This window comes from Haloprofundus halophilus (assembly GCF_003439925.1).
In the GTDB taxonomy this organism is placed as follows: Archaea; Halobacteriota; Halobacteria; order Halobacteriales; family Haloferacaceae; genus Haloprofundus; species Haloprofundus halophilus.
The window spans coordinates 1,417,125-1,432,785 of the sequence record NZ_QQRR01000001.1 but is presented as its reverse complement, the minus strand read 5'-3'; the positions used below and the strand labels follow the sequence as shown (position 1 = coordinate 1,432,785).

The window sequence follows — 15,661 nt, the reverse complement described above, 5'->3', positions numbered from 1 at the left end:
GATAGGAAATGCGTTCCGGATAACCCCCGAATTCGCCGGATTTCTGCGGTCGAGCGCGCCCGTGGCCCCACAGCCGTCGTCCGCGCTGACCCGACACAGCCGTTATCCGTGCCGACTCGGAGCCGAACCGCCGCTCGTGCGCGCGTCGGCGTCGACGACGTACAGCGTCTCTCCGTCGAGTTGCTCGCGCCGAACCGGGACCGTCGGTTCGTCGAACCCGAGCGTCGTAAACAGGCCGTCGGCGTCGACCGCCCGAGCGACGTCCCGGAGTGGCCGATGTAGTTCCGGCGGCAGGTTCAGCGCGTACAGCGCGTCCACGTGGTAGTGCTCGCCGGGCGTCGCCGCTTCGCTGGCGTCGACGAGGTCGTCGCGGACGAACTCGACTCCTTCGGGGACCGGAAACTCCCGGACGTCCGTCGCCGCCACGGCGCATCCGGCGTCGACGAGCGCCCCGGCGACGTCGGGTCGCCGGCCGACACCGACCTCGCAGAGCGAGTCGTACCGCGACAGACGGCCGACGAGCGCCGCTTCTCTCCGATGTTTCACGTCGGGAAGTTTATGACAAGGCCCACCTTAACCGCTTGCATGCTTGTCGACATCGTGCCTATCGGGGACGTGCCCGCGCAAGTCAAGCGCGAGGCCTCCGCCGCACTGCGGTCGGTTTACAGCTGTGACGTGACGGTCCACGACGAGCAGGGTATCCCCGAGGGCGCGTACGACCGCAACCGCAACCAGTACCGAGCGGAGCAGTTCATCGAACTGGCGAGCCGTGTGGGCGACGGCGAGAAGAACATCGGCGTCACTCCGATGGATCTCTACTACCGACGCCGAAACTACGTCTTCGGGCTGGCGTATCTCAACGGCAACGGGTCGGTTATCTCCACGTACCGTCTCCAGACGTCCTCGGACGGCGGCATCTCGACGAAACCCACCGCGGAAGTGTTCGCAGACCGCGTCAGAAAGGAGGTCGTCCACGAGATCGGCCACACGTTCGGTCTCGAGCACTGCGACAACTCGAAATGCGTGATGAGTTTCTCCCCGACGGTCCGAGAGGTCGACGTGAAAGAAGAGAACCTCTGCGGGACGTGTAGCCGGACGTTCGGCTAACGACGATTGTTGGGGGTCGGCACCCCCCGCCTCAAATCGGGTCGTACGTCCCCGAAAGCGACGCTTCCGCGAGCACGTGTCCCTGCATCGCCGCGTCGAGTTCCCGCCGCGTCGCGCCCGCGACGAGCGCGAGTTCCCGGTCGAGCGCCCACAGCTGAAACCGGTAGCGGTGGCGACGGTCCGGCGGGTTCGGCCCGCCGTAGCCGAGTTCGCCGTAGTCGTTTTTCCCTTCTATCGCGCCGTTCTGCCCCGGCGACCACGATTCGGGTATCTTCGATACGTCCGGGTCGACGTTCCAGACGAGCCAGTGGTTCCACACCTTTCCGGCGACGGCCTCCGCGTCGGGGTCGTCGACGACGAGCACCAGCGACTTCGCGTCCGCCGGCACTCCCCCGACGGCGAGCGGCGGGTTGACGTTCTCCCGCTCGCGGCCGTAGCGCTCCGGTATCGGCTCTCCGTCGTCGAACGCCGGACTCGTGAGACGAAGCGACATCGGTGGTGGGGTCGACGCGCTCGACCAATATCTTTGCTACTCTCTCGCACGGGGGCGGTCGTCACGCGGAACCGTCGGTCGGCGGTCGAGGGGCGTCGACCGTCGGTCAAAAGGGATGCCGACCGCCGGTCAAAAGAGATGTCGACCGCCCGTCAAAAAACGACTGCGGGCGCGGCCGACTGCTCCGTTCGCCTACGGGCTCTCCAACCGCTCCTCCGGGGGGACGAACGACCCGACGGAGACGGTGTACAGCGTGAGGGTGGCGACGCGGAGCAGGTACGACATCAGAAGCGCCACCGGTGCGAAGACGACGGCGGCGACGACGCTCGACACCCACCGCAGCGTCGACGCGGTGAGCGTCGGCGACATCGACGACGGGCTCTTGTACACCTGCGTGAAGCAGTAGACGACCAAGAGCGCGCCCAGTCCGAGGTAGATGAGCCGCCGCGAGAGCCGCGCGAGGTCCTGTTGGATGGCGAGCGTCTTGAAGAACTGCCTGACGGTGGCGACGCCCTTGAGCAGTTCGAGCAGGTCGTCGAACTGCTCCGAGGCCTCCTCGGAGAGCCTGTCGTGGTGCTGTCGTTTCAGCTTCCGCGTCGCGTCCAGGTGGTCGGCGTACTCGCTTCCCAGGCAGAGGAGCAGCACGTCGACGGTGCTGTTGTCCGACCGCCCGTGCGTGAGGTGCTCGCCGTAGTCGACGAGTGCCGCGGTGTAGCTCTCGACCTCCCCCGCGAGTTCACGGTCCTCCCCGTCCAGCCGTTCCTGAAGACTCCCCGCTTCCCGCTGGAGCGCGTCGCCGAGGAACGCCAGAAACGGTCCCGGCTCGTTCGGGCTGTTCGGTGCGCCGACGACGTCTTCGACGTTCCGTCGGAACTCGAGGTTCCCCTCCAGTTGCTCGGAGAGGTCCGACGGCGACCCGAACACCCGCGAGAGGATGAGCTGGTTGATGGAGAGGACGACGGTCACGAGCGTCAACAGCCCCGAGAACGTCCCGCTGCCCATCAGCGTCGCGAGGTAACTACCGCTGGCGACGTGGAGGACGCCCACCTCGGTGAGTAAGCGTACGACGACGAACACGCCGAGGACGACGACGAGCGTGATGATTCGCCGACTCCCCGTCAGATACAGCCACCGTTGGACGGCGTTCAGCGAGTCGCCCTCTTCGTTCGTCTTCCCCTCGTCGCTCATCGACCGATCATCTCGGGTTCGAAGTCCGACGACTAACCCGATAAACCGTCTGGCGAAGAACTATGTCACTCGAATCCCGCAGTTGGCGACGACGAAGGTCACCCCGTCGGACGAGGGCACCGACCGGTTACGGCGCGTAGTAGTACTCGCCCTGCTTCTTCTGCTCGCGGTCCAACTGGCTGCCGGGCTTGTTGATGCGCGGGCGTCCCGTCCGCTCGTCGCGGCGAAACGTGATTTCGAGGTCCGAGAGGAAGTCGTTCATCCCGGCGCGCATCTCCTGGGGCGTCGAGGCGTGACCGTGCTGGGCGGGTTCGCCGTCGAACACCATCAGGCGGTCGGCCAAGAGGTCCATCATGTAGATGTCGTGGTCGATGACGAGCACCGTCGCGTCGTGGTTCTCGGCGTAGCGGCGGATGGCCGTCGTCGCCTGCACGCGCTGTTCGACGTCGAGGTGCGCCGACGGCTCGTCGAGCACGTAGAGGTCGGCGTCTTTCGACAGACAGGCCGCGATGGCGACGCGCTGGCGCTCGCCGCCGGAGAGGTCGGTGAGGTTCTGCTCCATGATGCGTTCGAGTTGGAGCGGTTGGGCGACCTCGGTGTTCCAGTACGACGAGCCGAAGTCGTCGGTGATAGAGGAGAGGAAGACGTCGACGCGCATCGGCTGGTCGATCTCGATGTACTGCGGCTTGTAGGCGATGTCGAGCAGGAAGTCGAGTTCGCCCTCGTCGGGCTCGAGCTGTCCGGCGAACATCTTCGCCAGCGTCGACTTCCCGATACCGTTGGGACCGACGACGCCGAGCACTTCGCCGTGGTGGATGGTTCCGCCCTCGACGTCGAGCGAGAACTCGCCCTCGCCGTACGACTTGGTCAGGTCGGGGTACTCGACCAGCGGCGCGCTCTTGGCCGTCTCTCGGGGCGCGTGTTGCTCGAACGTGATGGCGTTCGGCCGGATGCGCATGTTCTCGTTCGAGAGGTAGCCCTTCAAGTACTCGTTGATGCCGTTGCGAACCGATTTCGGCGGGGTGACGACACCGAACGCGCTCGGCTCGCCGTAGGCGATGTGGAGCGTATCGGTCAGGAGGTCGAGAATCGCCAGGTCGTGTTCGACGACGAGCATCGAACGGTCGGCGTCGTCCTCGGCGAGTTCCTGAATCAGGCGCGCGGCCTTGACGCGCTGGCCGATGTCGAGGTACGGCGTAATCTCGTCGAGGAAGTAGAAGTCGGCGTCGCGCGCGAGCGTCGCCGCCAGCGCGACGCGCTGGAGTTCGCCGCCGGAGATGGAGTCGATGGACTGGTCCATCACCGGGGCGATGGAGAGTTCGTCGACGAGGTAGTCGAGTTGGCCGCGCTCGTCGGTGTGTTCGAGCAGTTCGCGGGTCTTCCCGTCGAACTGCTTCGGAATCTGGTCGACGTACTGCGGCTTGCGGGCGACGGTGATGTCGCCGTCCATCAGGCGCTCGATGTAGTTCTGGAGCTCCGTGCCGCGGTAGCGGTCGAGCACCGTCTCCCAGTCGGGCTCCGCGCCGTAGTCGCCGAGGTTCGGCGTTATCTCCTCGGCGAGGATGCGAACGGCGGTGGACTTACCGATACCGTTCGGCCCGAGGATACCCGTCACCTTCCCCGGCTCCGGCACCGGGAGGCCGTACAGCGCGAACGCGTTCTCGCCGTAGCGGTGAGTGGGGTCCTCGGTGAGTTCCTGCGGCAGGTTGATGATCTCGATAGCGTCGAACGGACACTTCTCGACGCAGATGCCGCAGGTTTCGCCGAGGCAGATCTCCTCGGAGATGCGAATCTGGTCGGGGTCGCCCTCTTCGGTGTCCTCGCCGCGAGTGGTGATACACTCCTTGCCCGTGCGGTTCGGCGGGCAGTAGTTCGCGCACTCGTAGTTGCAGCGGTCGGGTTGACATCGGTCGAGGTCGACCACGGCGATGCTGTCGTCGGCCATTAGAACGTCACACCCGTGCTCAGGAAGACGGTGTAGCTGATGAACCAGAGCGCGAACGTCATGAACACGACGTAGAGGTAATCTTTCGCGCCGAACCCGTCCATGTCGACGCCGACGAGGCGCAACAGGGGGAACTGCACGAGGACGAACGCCACGAACACGGCAAGCGAGAGCGAGTTCACGGCGTCGTCGACGGTCGTCCCCACCACGAACGCGGAGGCGACGGCCGCCCCGATACCCGCGAGACACGCGAGCGTCGTGACGGTCACCCCCCGCATGTGACTGGAGAGACCGGTCGCTGTTTCGGTCGCCATACCCGAAGATGTGATATGCGGCGTCAAAAGCCGTTCGCTCTCGGTGTCGGCAGCGGGTACTGTGCTCTCTGCGTGACACAGGTGTTGGGAAAACGTACTATAACGAAAATTTAAATATTCTCCCCGTGCCACACAGTCATGCACAAGAAAATCCAGCGTCTCCTCGCTGGTATCGTCAACACTGCTTACTACCAGTCGACGACAGCGTTCCTCGACGAGGATACGGTTGCGAGCGTTCGAAACGAACTGGAGGGTACTACGGTCACCGCTTCCTCGGGTGCACACATCGTCCTGCGCAACTGAGCACTCCACATGCCGCACACTACCCGTCGTGAACTACTCGCCGCCGGCGTGAGCGTGGCTGCTAGTGGCCTCGCTGGTTGCCTATCCGGCGTGCTCGAACGGCGAGAGCGGTGGAGCTATACGACCGACGGCGACCCGTTTACAGCGCCGACACTCGACGGGCCTCGGCTCTACGCCGGCTGTGACGACGGCGTCCTGTACGCGTTCCGGGCCGACAGCGGAACTGTCGAGTGGCGGTATCAGTTCGGCGAGCCGGTACGGTCACGGCGACTCTCGACGGCAGACGGACTCGTCTATCTCACGGATCACTCGGGGGGCGTCCACGCAGTCGATGCCGCGAGCGGCGAACGTCGCTGGCGAACGTCGCTTGACCGCCCGCTCGTGACGCCGCCGGTCGTCGTCGACGGTACCGTCTACGTCGGCGGACACCGAGACACCGCGGGAGTGTACAGACTCGACGCAGCAACCGGTGACCGACTCGACACAGTCGGCTCCCTGTCGGGAAACGCTCTCGTTCTCACTGTCGACGAGGCAACGGCGTACGTCGGCGACACCGATGGCGTCGTGAGCGCGTTCGACCTCGAAAGCCGAGCACGAACGTGGCGATACCGAGTGACTTCGGCCATCGGTGGGACCGACTTCCCGCTCTCGAACGGACGGCTCTACTTCGGCGACCGGTCCGGCGCGATCACCGCCGTGGACGCAACCACCGGGACGCGGCAGTGGGAGACCGACCTCGAGAGTCCGGTGTTCGCGTCGCCCACCGTCGCTGGTGACACACTCTACGTCGGAACTGCAGACCGACACCTGTACGCCCTCGCCGACACCGACGGACGTCGACGGTGGCAGTTCGACGCACAACGTGAGATCACGGGCTCGGCATCGGTTCGAGACGGTGTGGTGTACGTCGCCGACCAGTACAACTCTCTGTACGCGGTGGCGGCCGAAAGCGGGACGCAGCACTGGCGATTCGAACTCGGAGCGCCGACGGTTACGAAACCAACAGTCGGCTCGAACTCCGTCTACGTGGGGACTGGATGGTCGGTGCAGGCAGTCTCACGGACGCTGTAGCCTCGCTGATGTTCAATCGTAGAACAACCACACCGTGACGAAACCACCGAGCGCGAGAACCCACCCGACAGCCCGCGCCGCCCAGACGAACTCGTCGAGACCCCATCCTGTGAAGAAATTCGTCCCTCCGTACCGCTGTGTCGTCGTCAGCAGCAGGAAACTCCCGGCACAGAACGCTGCGAGTGGAAGTCTCCGTAGCACCGACTTCACGAGGCGGAACATGCTGTCGTACCTGTGGTATGTCCGATGTGCATTTGATTTTCGTGCATTTTCGTCGCCTCGTTGCACCGAGTTGACGCGTACCATTCCATGAACCTTTATGCTCGTGCACCGTTTCGATTCGTAACGATGGCTGGAACAGAACAGGAGAGTCTCGACGACCTCCCCCCAAGCGCAAAATTGGTTTTCAAAGTACTCGAATACAACGGCCCTCTGACGCAGAAAGGCATCGTCCAGGAGTCGATGCTCTCAGCGCGGACGGTCCGATACGCGCTCGAACGACTCGAAGGTATCGGCGTCGTCGACGAGGACGTCTACTTCGCGGACGCGCGGCAGAATCTCTACCAACTCACCGAGAAACCGAAAGCGGCGGTCGACGGCGGGTCGGAAGCCTGCACCGCAGAGCAGTAATCGACGTCTCGGGCTGAACGTCGATCTCTCTCTTCGCTATTTTCTTTTCATCTCCAGCGACTGCCGACCGTGACGCTGCCGCTCCGAGTCTGCCGGAACGACCGTGCTCTCGTGTTCTCACGAACCGCGCGAGTAGGAGGTCGTCGTGTCGGTTACGCCGGGACGCCGACGCCGACGCGAGCGCCAGCGAGCGGCGGGTTGTAGTGCCCGCTACGCGGGTACCACAGTAATCTGCTGTTTCCGGTCGATGGCGTCCTCCAGTTCGTCGGCGATGGCGCTGCCGCGAGAGACCTGAATGTCGCCGCCGCGGCCGACCGTCGCCGTGAACAGGTACTCGCCGCCGGCGCGGACTTCGACCGTCTCGCCGACGTGGCCGTCCATCCGGACGACGATGTGCCGGGAGGTTATCTCGGGCGTCACGACCTCCCCCTCGGGCTCGCCGACCCGACCGCCTGCACCGCCCGCGCCGCCGCTACCGTTTCCCGCTGACCCCGCTGACCCCGCCGACGACCCCATCTTCGGGTTCTCGTCGTGAGTCCGCACGTCGATGTCGATGCCGAGGCGCTCCTCGATGTCGGTGATTCGGCCGCCGCCCTTTCCGATGACGTAGGAGATGTCGTCCTCCTCGACGTACACCGCCGCGCGGTCCTGGCCTTTCAGTTCCACGTCGACGTGACCGCGGGCGATGGAGCGAATCTCGCGCTCTATCTCCTGTTTGGCGATGCGACCGACGCCCGACTCGCTCTGGCCGCCGCCGTCTTCGCCCAGCGGGACGGTGACGACCTGGCGGTTGAACGTGTATATCTCGAACTCGGGGCGTCCCGTCTCGAAGTTCCGAACCTGGATGACGGGGCGCGCGAGGTCCTCGGCGGTGAGGCCCTCCGGGACCTTCACCTCCGTGGTCACGTCGTAGACGGTGTCGACCTCGCCGGCTTCGATGTAGACGACGGTGTCGACGACCTGCGGAATCATGCCGAGTTCGACCCGGCCGATGAGTCGCTGAAGCGCGTCGATGGCCCGCGTCGCGTGGACGACGCCGACCATGCCGACGCCCGCCAGTCGCATGTCCGCGAACACCGAGAAGTCGTTCGACTTCCGGACTTCGTCGTAGATGGTGTAGTCCGGGCGAACGAGCAAAAGCGAGTCGGCGGTCTTCTCCATCTGCCCGCCGAGGGCGGTGTACTGGGTGATCTCGGGGCCGACCTGCAGGTCGCGCGGTTTCTCCATCGTCTTGACCGCGTAGTCGTTGTCGTTGAGGAACTCCGCGACGGCCTGCGCGAACGTCGACTTCCCGGCGCCGGGCGACCCGGAGATGAGGACGCCGCGCTGGCGTTCCAGCAGGCGCTCTTTCAGTTCGTCGACGAACTCGTAATCTTCGAGGCTGGTCTTGGCTATGGGTCGAACGGCCGTGATCTCGATACCGTCCGAGAACGGCGGGCGGGCGACGGCGATGCGGTAGTTGCGGAACTGGACGATCTTCATGCCCGGTTCCGACAGTTCGATGAAGCCCTGGTTGCTGGAGCGGGCGCTCTGTTCGATGTCGTCGGCCCACTCCTTCATCTGCACCTCGTCGGAGACCTCGTCGGAGATTATCTCGTAGTGCATCTCCTTGAGCGCGCCGCGTTTGGCCTTCGGCTTCGTCCCCGCCTTCAGGTGGACGCTCATCGTCTCGTCGTCGAAGAACTCCTCGATGGCGAGGCTCTCGCCGCCGCGGATGCGCGGTTCGACGTACTCGACTTCGATGCCCTTCGCGCGGCCGACCTCGGCCTGCACCACGTCGCTCGTCAGCAGCGTCGCGCCGTGGTCGTCGGCGAGGTCGCGGATGAGCGCGTCGATGTCGCCCTCGTGGGCGGCGTCCTGTTCGTCGACCGACGGGCGGCGACCGACGAACTCCACCTCGATGGCGCCCTCGTCGACGTACTCGGCGAGTCGCTGTAGCTCTTCGAGCCCCTCCCACCCGCTGTCGTAGCCGGCGTTGGCCTGCGACTCCAGTTCGCCGACCACCGCCTCGGGGACGAGGACGGTCACGCCGTCGTACGCCCCGCTCTCTACTCGTTCGGACACGCGGCCGTCGATGACCGCGCTCGTGTCCGGGACGATGTTCATACCCTCCCTCCGGCCGGGAGCGTGATAAGAGTGTTTGAGTGGCGGATGTCCGCGTCCGTCGCCGCACCCTCGTCGACTTCTCTCGCCCAGTCTGCTCGTCGGCCCTTCGCGCCCGGTCTGCTCGTCGACCCTTCAAGTCCGGTCCGCTCGTCGACACGACTCCGCGTTTGCTCGCGCCCCGAAGGCTACTCACATGTACAAGCCTCACTTTGTTGTCACTGCTCGTGGCTCACATCGTGTGTTCTACCACGAACCCGAACTCCAGTACGAAGTCGAAGTCGAGGAACCGGACCCGTACTTCGCGAAGATGCTCCAGCAGGCCATCGGCGGCGCGGAGGGCGAGATGCGCGTCGCGCTGCAGTACATGTTCCAGGCGTTCGCCGTCCCCGCCGACAAACAGGAGTACCGAACGCTGCTGATGGAGACGGCCGCCGAAGAGCTGGGACACATCGAGATGCTCGCCACCGCGGTGGCGAAGAACCTCGAAGGAGCGCCCGAGCACATGCGCGAGGAGGCCCGCGAGAACGACGCCGTCATCGACGCGATGATGAGCGGCGGTCAGCCTCGGCAGGCGCTCTCCGCCGGCCTGCACGCGATGCCCGTCGACAGCAACGGCGTGCCGTTCTCGGGCGGCTACGTCGTCGCCTCCGGCAACCTCGCCGCCGACATGTACGCGAACGTGATGGCGGAGTCGACGGGTCGCCTGCTCGCGACGCGACTGTACGAGATGACCGACGACCCGGGGATGAAGGACATGCTCGCGTACCTCATCGCCCGCGACACGATGCACCAGAACCAGTGGCACGCGGCGCTGGAAACGATGGAGGACCACGTGCCGGTGCCGGCCAGTTTCGACCAAGCGAAGGAGAACCAGGACGTGAACTACGAGTTCATGTCCACGTTCCGCGAGCAGCGCGAGGACCCCGACCAGCGGTGGACGCAGGGGCAGTCGCCCGACGGGAAGGGAGAGTTCTCGTTCCGCGCGGAGCAACCCGGCGGCGGGATGCCCGACCTGGAAGAAGTCATCGACGAGATGTACAACAGTCCGAGCGGCGAGTAGTCGCGCGGTTCCGTCACTACTGCTTCGATTTTTCAGTAGCTTGACGTCGCGGGGATGGACAGACGTAGTCGATGGGTCCCCTCGAAGCGAACGGCTACAGACTCGGCATCGTCGTCATCGCGTTCGGTCTCTCTCGTCAACTGCTCGACTTGGGAGCGTATCGCGGAGAACTGACCGTGATTCTCGGCGCAACGATAGCCGTCCTCGCGGTTCTCGTCGATACGGCGACCACTCTGCGTTCGCGTGGCGACGACCGCGAAGCGAGCCGAACGCCCTAGCTCGACTCGCTCACATCCCCTCGGCCGGCGGCGTCCCGTCCTCTCGGCGCTCCGCGCGGACGACGAGAAGACCCGCAATCAGCAGCACGACGCTTCCGACCAGCCACAGGAGGTCGAACGCGTCCGGCTGGAGTCCCTGTGTGACGTGGTGCATCTCCAGGATGTAGTGGTCGACAGTGCCGTCGTAGAGGTTGAAGAGCGCCGTGCCGACGACGACCGCGCCCGCGTACGTCCCGGCGGACCACGGCACGTCGGGTCTGTCGGCCGTCTTCCACAGCATCCAGAAGCCGACGGCCATGATAGCGAGCATCAGAAGCGAGAACAGGCCGTCGGCGACGAGATTCAACTGCAACGCCTGCGGCGTCGTCGGCGGCACCCACCCGGAGATGAGGTGGTGCGTCTGCAGCACGAGGTGGAAGACGAGCACGTCGACGAGGCCGCCGAGGCCGAATCCGAGTACGACGCCCGCGCGGAGCAGCGGACGGTCCGTCGTCTCCTCGACGTCGGTCCCGGTTCGGGCCGGGCGCTCGGCGGTCCCGTTCCGTCGCTCGAAGCGACCCGACCCCTGTGATTCGGCCACGTCAGCGTTCCTCTGCGTCGTCGGGGTTCTCGTGTTCGGACTCTACCCACTCCTCGCCCGACGCTTCGCCGTCTCCGTCGTCGTCCGACGCTTCGCCGTCTCCGTCGTCGTCGTCCGTAGGCGAGTCGTCCGAACGCTCGTCGTCGTTCCGGTCGTCCATCCGCATCTCGGTCTGCTCGACGGCGCTGACGTCGTCGTCGTCGCCGCCGTACTGATTCTGGTCGTCCTCGTCGTACTGGGTATCTTTCTCGCCGCCGTACTCGCCTTGAACCTCTTCCTTGTCGCCGTGGTTCTCGTCGCCGTGGTCGTCGTCGCTCATAGCGTCGAAAGAAACGGGGAGCAGTCAGTTAGTGGCGATGCTGGTTCTTACAACGTCCGGGCGCGAGCGTCGCTTTGCCGGCACACGCTCCCTTATTGTATCGTCACCCGCTACCGCACGACATGGACGACGTAAACGACGCGGCCGACGTGGACGACGCGGCCGACGTGGACGACGCGGCCGACGTGACGACGCTGACGCGGCAACTCGTCTCGATACCGAGCCACGAGGACGAAGCCGCCGCGGGCGACGCTATCGAGGACTGGCTCCACGAACACACCGACGGAAACGTAACCCGCGACAGCGCGGGCAACGTCATCGCCCGCAAGGGACCGAGCGACGAGAGCGGAAAGCGCGTCGACGACGCGCCCTCGCTGGCGCTCGTCGGCCACCACGACGTGGTCCCGCCCGCACCGTCGCAACTCGACGGCGAGGAGTACGTCGTCGACGTGCGCGACGGTCGCCTGTACGGTCGCGGGTCCGCGGACATGAAGGGCGCGGTGGCGGCGTCGATGCTCGCGTTCCGCGACGCCGACCCGAGTTGCGAACTCGTCTTCGCGAGCTTCGTCGGCGAGGAGATCGGCGGGACTGGCGCGCGGACGGCCATCGAAAACGGATTCGCCCCCGACTACGCCATCGTCGCCGAGGGCTCGACGAACTACTCGAAACCGGGCGTCACCGACGTGGTGGTCGCGCACAAGGGCCGCCGCGCGAGCACTATCGTCGCCCGCGGGTCGGCGGCGCACGCCAGCGAACCCGAGGCGGGCGAGAACGCCATCTACCGCGCCTCGGACGCCATCGACGTCGTCCGGGAACTGGAGTTCCCCGAAGTCGACGTGTTCGGCGAGAACCTGCGCGGAACCGTCGCCGTCACCGGAATCGACGGCGGAACGGCGTGGAACGTCATCCCCGACGAGTGCGAGATTACCGTCGACGAGCGAACCGTCCCCGGCGTCCGCGCCGAGTTGGAGCGCGTCGAGCAGATAGAGGGCGTCGAGTGGACCGTCGACCAGGACCTGCCGCCGATGAACTGCGACGACGAGGCGTTCGCAGACACCGTTCTGCAGGCGGCGATAGATGCGCAGGACGGTGAACCGGAGTTGGTGACGAAGCCGCACGCGACGGACGCCGGGTGGCTGGCGCAGGCGGGTGTGACTTGTGTGATTTGCGGCGCGTCGGAACCGGGCGAGGCGCACACGAAATCCGAGAGCGTCGGCATCGACGTGCTGGAGCGCTGTTACCGCATCTACCGGAACGCGGCGGAGTCGGTGTAGCGGTCAGTCGAGCGCTCGGTGTCGGCGGACGGCTCTTCCGACGAAGTAGCCGACGGTGCCGAGGATGACGGAGGTGGTGACGGCAGTAGCGGTGACAAAGACCTTTGAGCCCTCCATCATAGAGAAGAACAACACCTCGTCTGCGAGCGGCCCGGAGACGAGTAAGCAGAACAAGAGTAACCAACTCGCGACGAGGCCATCACCGTAGTAACCGGGAACGGCGGCTATCGTTATCCAGCCGACCGTCAGAAGCGAACCTACGGCCGGGGAAACCGGTATCACGAAGAGGGGATGGGATATCGTCAGCAGTATCGAACGCGGTCCGGTGACGGCGACGGTTCCGACGATGAGAGCCGAGAGTCCAAGCGTAATCAGGAGCCACCGACCCATTTGCCTCGGCTCGTCGCCGACGAACAACCCGACGAATCTCGCCTGCCTGCTCGCTGTCGCGTCCATCGCTTCGACCGATACTCCGACCCACTATGTGCGATTTGGTACAGAAGGTTAATCGGACAAGCAGACACTCACCGACTCTGTATCCGCGGCGCGAGGAAGTACAGCACCTCCCCACTGCCGTCGGCGTAGACGTAACTCAGTCGCATCGGGTACTCCTCACCGAGTTCGAGCGTCAGTTCCGCGTCCGTGGGAACGACGCGATTCATATCGGCGAGATAGTCGAGTGAGAACAGCGAGTGCGCCGGGGCAACTTCGAGGTCTACGAGGTCGTCGTCGTCCAGTTCGTAGTGGACCGTATCCACATCGCCCTCCGCGTCCACGTACAGATTTTCGCCACTTTCGTCGACGCCGACGGCGACGTGCGTCGAGACCATCTCGGCGGCTCGTATCGCTTGGTCGAACTGCCGTCCCTCCACGACGGCGCTGGCTGGCAGTTCGAGTGCGTCGAGGTCCGGTTCCGCTCGAATCGCGTCGGGGTCGACGAGCGCGAGTGTGTACTCCAAGCCGCCGACTCGAATCCGGAGTTGTCGCGTCTCCTCGTCGAGTTCGAGGTGGACAAGGTCGTCCGAGTTCGCCATCCCGACTACGCTATCGAGTCGCTCCACGTCGACACCGACGACACCGCCGTCGGCCTCGTAGGACTCGAAGGCCTCCCGGTCGAGGGCGAGTTCGACCACGCCGACCGTCGCGGGGTCCATCGCCGAGATTCGCAAGCCCTCGGCGTCGAGGTGAATCCGACACTCGTCGACGAGAGTGCCGACGGGGTCGAGCGTCTTCGAGAGCGTGTCCGCGCTGGCGACTGCAGTGAACATACGTTATCGTCTCAACTGGGAGTCATAAACGCGAGCCAGGCGGAGTGAAAGTGGACGTGGTTCGAGGGACGCGACGACGCCTGCGGCACGGAGACACGCCCGTCCCGCGTCGCGTACGCTCCTACCCCGCCGGTTTCACGTTCTGCGTCGACCGGAAGACGTTCCCCGGGTCGTACTCGGTTTTCGCCTCGACGAGGCGGTCGTAGTTCCCGCCGTAGGCGTTGCGTTCGCGGCCCTCGCTGTCGCCCTCGAAGTTGACGTACGTTCCGTCGGTCGCCTCCTCGGCGAGCGCGTCGTGACACTCCCGCACCCACGCGACGCACTCGTCGTCCCGCGACGGCTCCTCCCAGCGAGCGGCGACGTTCACGACGAACTCGGCGTCTCGGTGCGGGTAGGCGGTCGCCTCCGAGGCGACGTCGTTGACCGCGCCGCCGACCTGGTGGACGAGAATCTCGGACTGCGGCGTCGGGAAGCGACCGGCGTACTCGACCATAGTGTGTATCGTGCGGTCGGTGAGGTCCGTGAAGTTGGCCGCCTTCCAGTAGTTCCGCGCGCCCGGCGCGTAGAGGTCGTCGAAGGTGCGCTGGGCCGCCGCGTAGGGCATCGGTGCGACGACGTCGGCGATGGGGTCGCCGTACTCGCGGAGCGGTTCGAGCGCCGCTTCGCCCGCGTCGAGGTCGCCGGCGTAGAACGCCAGCAGTATCAGCACCGTCGTTCCGTGAACGTCCTCCGGGAGGAACTCCAGCGGCGGCGCCGCCGCGCTGTTCACCCACACGCTGCACTCGCGCGGTGCGTCGGCGGCGAATCTGTTGTAGTGTGCGAGCACGTCGGGTGCGTCGTCGTAGGCGTAGACCACCGGCCCGAAGAGAACCTCGGGACCGACCTCGTGGAGGTCGAACTCGAAGGAGGTGACGACGCCGAAGTTCCCGCTCCCGCCGCGGACTGCCCAGAAGAGGTCGGGGTTCTCGTCGTCGCTCGCGCGCACCAACTCGCCGTCGGCGGTGACGAGGTCGACCGACCGGAGGTTGTCGACACTCAGGCCGTACTTGCGGCTGAGCCACCCCATCCCGCCGCCGAGGGTGACCCCGGCGACCCCGGTCGTCGAGATGACGCCGCCGGGCGTGGCGAAACCGAACGCCTGCGTCTCGTGGTCGAGGTCGGCCATCGTCGCACCCGGCCCGACGCGGGCGGTTCGCGACGCCGGGTCCACTCGAACCGACGACATCGAAGAGAGGTCGATGACGAGTCCGTCGTCGCAGACCGCGCTCCCCGCCACGTTGTGTCCGCCGCCCTTGACGGCCAAATCGAGGCCGTGGTCGCGGGCGAATACAACTGCTGTAATCACGTCGGCCGCCCCGCTCGGCCGGACGACGACCGCCGGCTTTCGGTCGATCATCGCGTTCCAGACCGACCGCGCCTCGTCGTACCCGTCGTCCCCGGGTCGGAGAACTTCGCCGTGGACGCTCTGTTCTAACGTTTGGTACTCCGCTTCGTCTCTCGTTGGTTTCGTCGCCATCGTCTCGCTCCCCCAGCGGAGAGGCGGTGGCGGGGATTATATGGTCACCTGCTGCCAGTTCGGCGACCGCTGCAAGCAGCGCAGACGCTGCTCAGATGTCGTGGGACGAAACTCTCGCCGCTGGGGAAGCGCCCGTTTTCGACGCCGAAACGTCCGCTACTCCGACTCTTGCTCGCCGAGTAAAACCGGCCCCGACGACCGGAAACATC

19 protein-coding genes are annotated in these 15,661 nt (G+C 65.5%); 7 read left to right on the top strand and 12 right to left on the bottom strand.

The features are described from left to right. Window positions 1–102: 102 nt before the first annotated feature. The gene (locus tag DV709_RS07160) at window positions 103–546 is read right to left on the bottom strand and encodes a UPF0146 family protein (RefSeq protein WP_117593082.1); all 444 of its coding nucleotides are present in this window, start codon (window positions 544–546) and stop codon (window positions 103–105) included. Window positions 547–585: 39 nt separating this feature from the next. Here DV709_RS07160 and DV709_RS07155 point away from each other — a divergent pair, with 39 nt between their 5' ends. Further along, the gene (locus tag DV709_RS07155) at window positions 586–1,107 is read left to right on the top strand and encodes an archaemetzincin family Zn-dependent metalloprotease (RefSeq protein WP_117593078.1); all 522 of its coding nucleotides are present in this window, start codon (window positions 586–588) and stop codon (window positions 1,105–1,107) included. A 31-nt stretch (window positions 1,108–1,138) separates the two neighbouring features. Here DV709_RS07155 and DV709_RS07150 read toward each other — a convergent pair whose 3' ends face one another. The 4 genes from DV709_RS07150 to DV709_RS07135 all read right to left on the bottom strand — a co-directional run bounded on the left by DV709_RS07150 (window position 1,139) and on the right by DV709_RS07135 (window position 5,047). Continuing rightward, complete coding sequence (locus tag DV709_RS07150; RefSeq protein WP_117593075.1) at window positions 1,139–1,600, bottom strand: YbhB/YbcL family Raf kinase inhibitor-like protein; 462 nt, start codon at window positions 1,598–1,600, stop codon at window positions 1,139–1,141. 192 nt (window positions 1,601–1,792) lie between these two features. After that, window positions 1,793–2,788 carry a hypothetical protein gene (locus tag DV709_RS07145; RefSeq protein ID WP_117593072.1) on the bottom strand — a complete coding sequence of 332 codons (996 nt, stop codon included), beginning with the start codon at window positions 2,786–2,788 and terminating at the stop codon, window positions 1,793–1,795. 127 nt (window positions 2,789–2,915) lie between these two features. After that, a complete protein-coding gene (locus DV709_RS07140) occupies window positions 2,916–4,733 on the bottom strand; it encodes a ribosome biogenesis/translation initiation ATPase RLI (protein WP_117593068.1) in 1,818 nt (605 codons plus the stop codon). Next, window positions 4,733–5,047: an EMC6-like membrane protein gene (locus tag DV709_RS07135; protein WP_117593065.1), complete on the bottom strand. Its 315-nt coding sequence runs from the start codon at window positions 5,045–5,047 to the stop codon at window positions 4,733–4,735. Before DV709_RS07135 ends, DV709_RS07140 begins: the two co-directional genes overlap by 1 nt. Before the next feature lie 138 nt (window positions 5,048–5,185). Between DV709_RS07135 and DV709_RS17680 the strand changes: the two genes are divergently transcribed. Then, the gene (locus tag DV709_RS17680) at window positions 5,186–5,350 is read left to right on the top strand and encodes a hypothetical protein (RefSeq protein WP_157972676.1); all 165 of its coding nucleotides are present in this window, start codon (window positions 5,186–5,188) and stop codon (window positions 5,348–5,350) included. Window positions 5,351–5,359: 9 nt separating this feature from the next. After that, window positions 5,360–6,421 (top strand): outer membrane protein assembly factor BamB family protein, encoded by a 1,062-nt coding sequence (locus tag DV709_RS07130; RefSeq protein WP_117593061.1) that lies wholly within the window; start codon window positions 5,360–5,362, stop codon window positions 6,419–6,421. 12 nt (window positions 6,422–6,433) lie between these two features. Here the strand turns inward: DV709_RS07130 and DV709_RS07125 are convergent, their stop codons facing one another. After that, the gene (locus DV709_RS07125; RefSeq protein ID WP_117593056.1) at window positions 6,434–6,643 is read right to left on the bottom strand and encodes a hypothetical protein; all 210 of its coding nucleotides are present in this window, start codon (window positions 6,641–6,643) and stop codon (window positions 6,434–6,436) included. 126 nt (window positions 6,644–6,769) lie between these two features. Between DV709_RS07125 and DV709_RS07120 the strand changes: the two genes are divergently transcribed. Then, window positions 6,770–7,051, top strand: a complete 282-nt coding sequence (locus tag DV709_RS07120; protein WP_058580594.1) for a MarR family transcriptional regulator — start codon at window positions 6,770–6,772, stop codon at window positions 7,049–7,051. A gap of 210 nt (window positions 7,052–7,261) precedes the next feature. Here DV709_RS07120 and DV709_RS07115 read toward each other — a convergent pair whose 3' ends face one another. Then, window positions 7,262–9,157 carry a PINc/VapC family ATPase gene (locus DV709_RS07115; RefSeq protein ID WP_117593053.1) on the bottom strand — a complete coding sequence of 632 codons (1,896 nt, stop codon included), beginning with the start codon at window positions 9,155–9,157 and terminating at the stop codon, window positions 7,262–7,264. A 238-nt stretch (window positions 9,158–9,395) separates the two neighbouring features. Here DV709_RS07115 and DV709_RS07110 point away from each other — a divergent pair, with 238 nt between their 5' ends. Both DV709_RS07110 and DV709_RS07105 read left to right on the top strand, forming a co-directional pair. Next, window positions 9,396–10,217 carry a manganese catalase family protein gene (locus tag DV709_RS07110; protein ID WP_117593050.1) on the top strand — a complete coding sequence of 274 codons (822 nt, stop codon included), beginning with the start codon at window positions 9,396–9,398 and terminating at the stop codon, window positions 10,215–10,217. 71 nt (window positions 10,218–10,288) lie between these two features. Then, a complete protein-coding gene (locus DV709_RS07105) occupies window positions 10,289–10,495 on the top strand; it encodes a hypothetical protein (RefSeq protein WP_117593046.1) in 207 nt (68 codons plus the stop codon). Window positions 10,496–10,505: 10 nt separating this feature from the next. Here the strand turns inward: DV709_RS07105 and DV709_RS07100 are convergent, their stop codons facing one another. Together DV709_RS07100 and DV709_RS07095 are read right to left on the bottom strand one after the other, a co-directional pair. Beyond that, window positions 10,506–11,075, bottom strand: coding sequence for a DUF2243 domain-containing protein (locus DV709_RS07100; protein WP_117593042.1), 570 nt, complete (start codon window positions 11,073–11,075; stop codon window positions 10,506–10,508). A gap of 1 nt (window position 11,076) precedes the next feature. Beyond that, complete coding sequence (locus DV709_RS07095; protein ID WP_117593039.1) at window positions 11,077–11,394, bottom strand: hypothetical protein; 318 nt, start codon at window positions 11,392–11,394, stop codon at window positions 11,077–11,079. Window positions 11,395–11,516: 122 nt separating this feature from the next. Between DV709_RS07095 and DV709_RS07090 the strand changes: the two genes are divergently transcribed. Further along, window positions 11,517–12,668 (top strand): M20 family metallopeptidase, encoded by a 1,152-nt coding sequence (locus DV709_RS07090; protein WP_117593035.1) that lies wholly within the window; start codon window positions 11,517–11,519, stop codon window positions 12,666–12,668. A gap of 3 nt (window positions 12,669–12,671) precedes the next feature. Here the strand turns inward: DV709_RS07090 and DV709_RS07085 are convergent, their stop codons facing one another. The 3 genes from DV709_RS07085 to DV709_RS07075 all read right to left on the bottom strand — a co-directional run bounded on the left by DV709_RS07085 (window position 12,672) and on the right by DV709_RS07075 (window position 15,452). Next, window positions 12,672–13,124: a hypothetical protein gene (locus tag DV709_RS07085; protein WP_117593030.1), complete on the bottom strand. Its 453-nt coding sequence runs from the start codon at window positions 13,122–13,124 to the stop codon at window positions 12,672–12,674. A gap of 68 nt (window positions 13,125–13,192) precedes the next feature. Then, the gene (locus tag DV709_RS07080) at window positions 13,193–13,936 is read right to left on the bottom strand and encodes a DNA polymerase sliding clamp (RefSeq protein ID WP_117593027.1); all 744 of its coding nucleotides are present in this window, start codon (window positions 13,934–13,936) and stop codon (window positions 13,193–13,195) included. Between the two features lie 121 nt (window positions 13,937–14,057). Continuing rightward, entirely contained in the window at window positions 14,058–15,452 is a 1,395-nt protein-coding gene (locus tag DV709_RS07075) for an FAD-binding oxidoreductase (RefSeq protein ID WP_117593022.1), read from the bottom strand. Window positions 15,453–15,661 lie beyond the last annotated feature (209 nt).

Bases quoted from the DNA above. Each gene is read 5' to 3' on its own strand.
- DV709_RS07075 (WP_117593022.1), bottom strand. From the start codon at position 15,452: ATGGCGACGAAACCAACGAGAGACGAAGCGGAGTACCAAACGTTAGAA.
- DV709_RS17680 (WP_157972676.1), top strand. From the start codon at position 5,186: ATGCACAAGAAAATCCAGCGTCTCCTCGCTGGTATCGTCAACACTGCT.
- DV709_RS07085 (WP_117593030.1), bottom strand. From the start codon at position 13,124: ATGGACGCGACAGCGAGCAGGCAGGCGAGATTCGTCGGGTTGTTCGTC.
- DV709_RS07090 (WP_117593035.1), top strand. From the start codon at position 11,517: ATGGACGACGTAAACGACGCGGCCGACGTGGACGACGCGGCCGACGTG.
- DV709_RS07130 (WP_117593061.1), top strand. From the start codon at position 5,360: ATGCCGCACACTACCCGTCGTGAACTACTCGCCGCCGGCGTGAGCGTG.
- DV709_RS07120 (WP_058580594.1), top strand. From the start codon at position 6,770: ATGGCTGGAACAGAACAGGAGAGTCTCGACGACCTCCCCCCAAGCGCA.
- DV709_RS07115 (WP_117593053.1), bottom strand. From the start codon at position 9,157: ATGAACATCGTCCCGGACACGAGCGCGGTCATCGACGGCCGCGTGTCC.
- DV709_RS07105 (WP_117593046.1), top strand. From the start codon at position 10,289: ATGGGTCCCCTCGAAGCGAACGGCTACAGACTCGGCATCGTCGTCATC.
- DV709_RS07125 (WP_117593056.1), bottom strand. From the start codon at position 6,643: ATGTTCCGCCTCGTGAAGTCGGTGCTACGGAGACTTCCACTCGCAGCG.
- DV709_RS07135 (WP_117593065.1), bottom strand. From the start codon at position 5,047: ATGGCGACCGAAACAGCGACCGGTCTCTCCAGTCACATGCGGGGGGTG.
- DV709_RS07095 (WP_117593039.1), bottom strand. From the start codon at position 11,394: ATGAGCGACGACGACCACGGCGACGAGAACCACGGCGACAAGGAAGAG.
- DV709_RS07080 (WP_117593027.1), bottom strand. From the start codon at position 13,936: ATGTTCACTGCAGTCGCCAGCGCGGACACGCTCTCGAAGACGCTCGAC.
- DV709_RS07150 (WP_117593075.1), bottom strand. From the start codon at position 1,600: ATGTCGCTTCGTCTCACGAGTCCGGCGTTCGACGACGGAGAGCCGATA.
- DV709_RS07155 (WP_117593078.1), top strand. From the start codon at position 586: ATGCTTGTCGACATCGTGCCTATCGGGGACGTGCCCGCGCAAGTCAAG.
- DV709_RS07140 (WP_117593068.1), bottom strand. From the start codon at position 4,733: ATGGCCGACGACAGCATCGCCGTGGTCGACCTCGACCGATGTCAACCC.
- DV709_RS07145 (WP_117593072.1), bottom strand. From the start codon at position 2,788: ATGAGCGACGAGGGGAAGACGAACGAAGAGGGCGACTCGCTGAACGCC.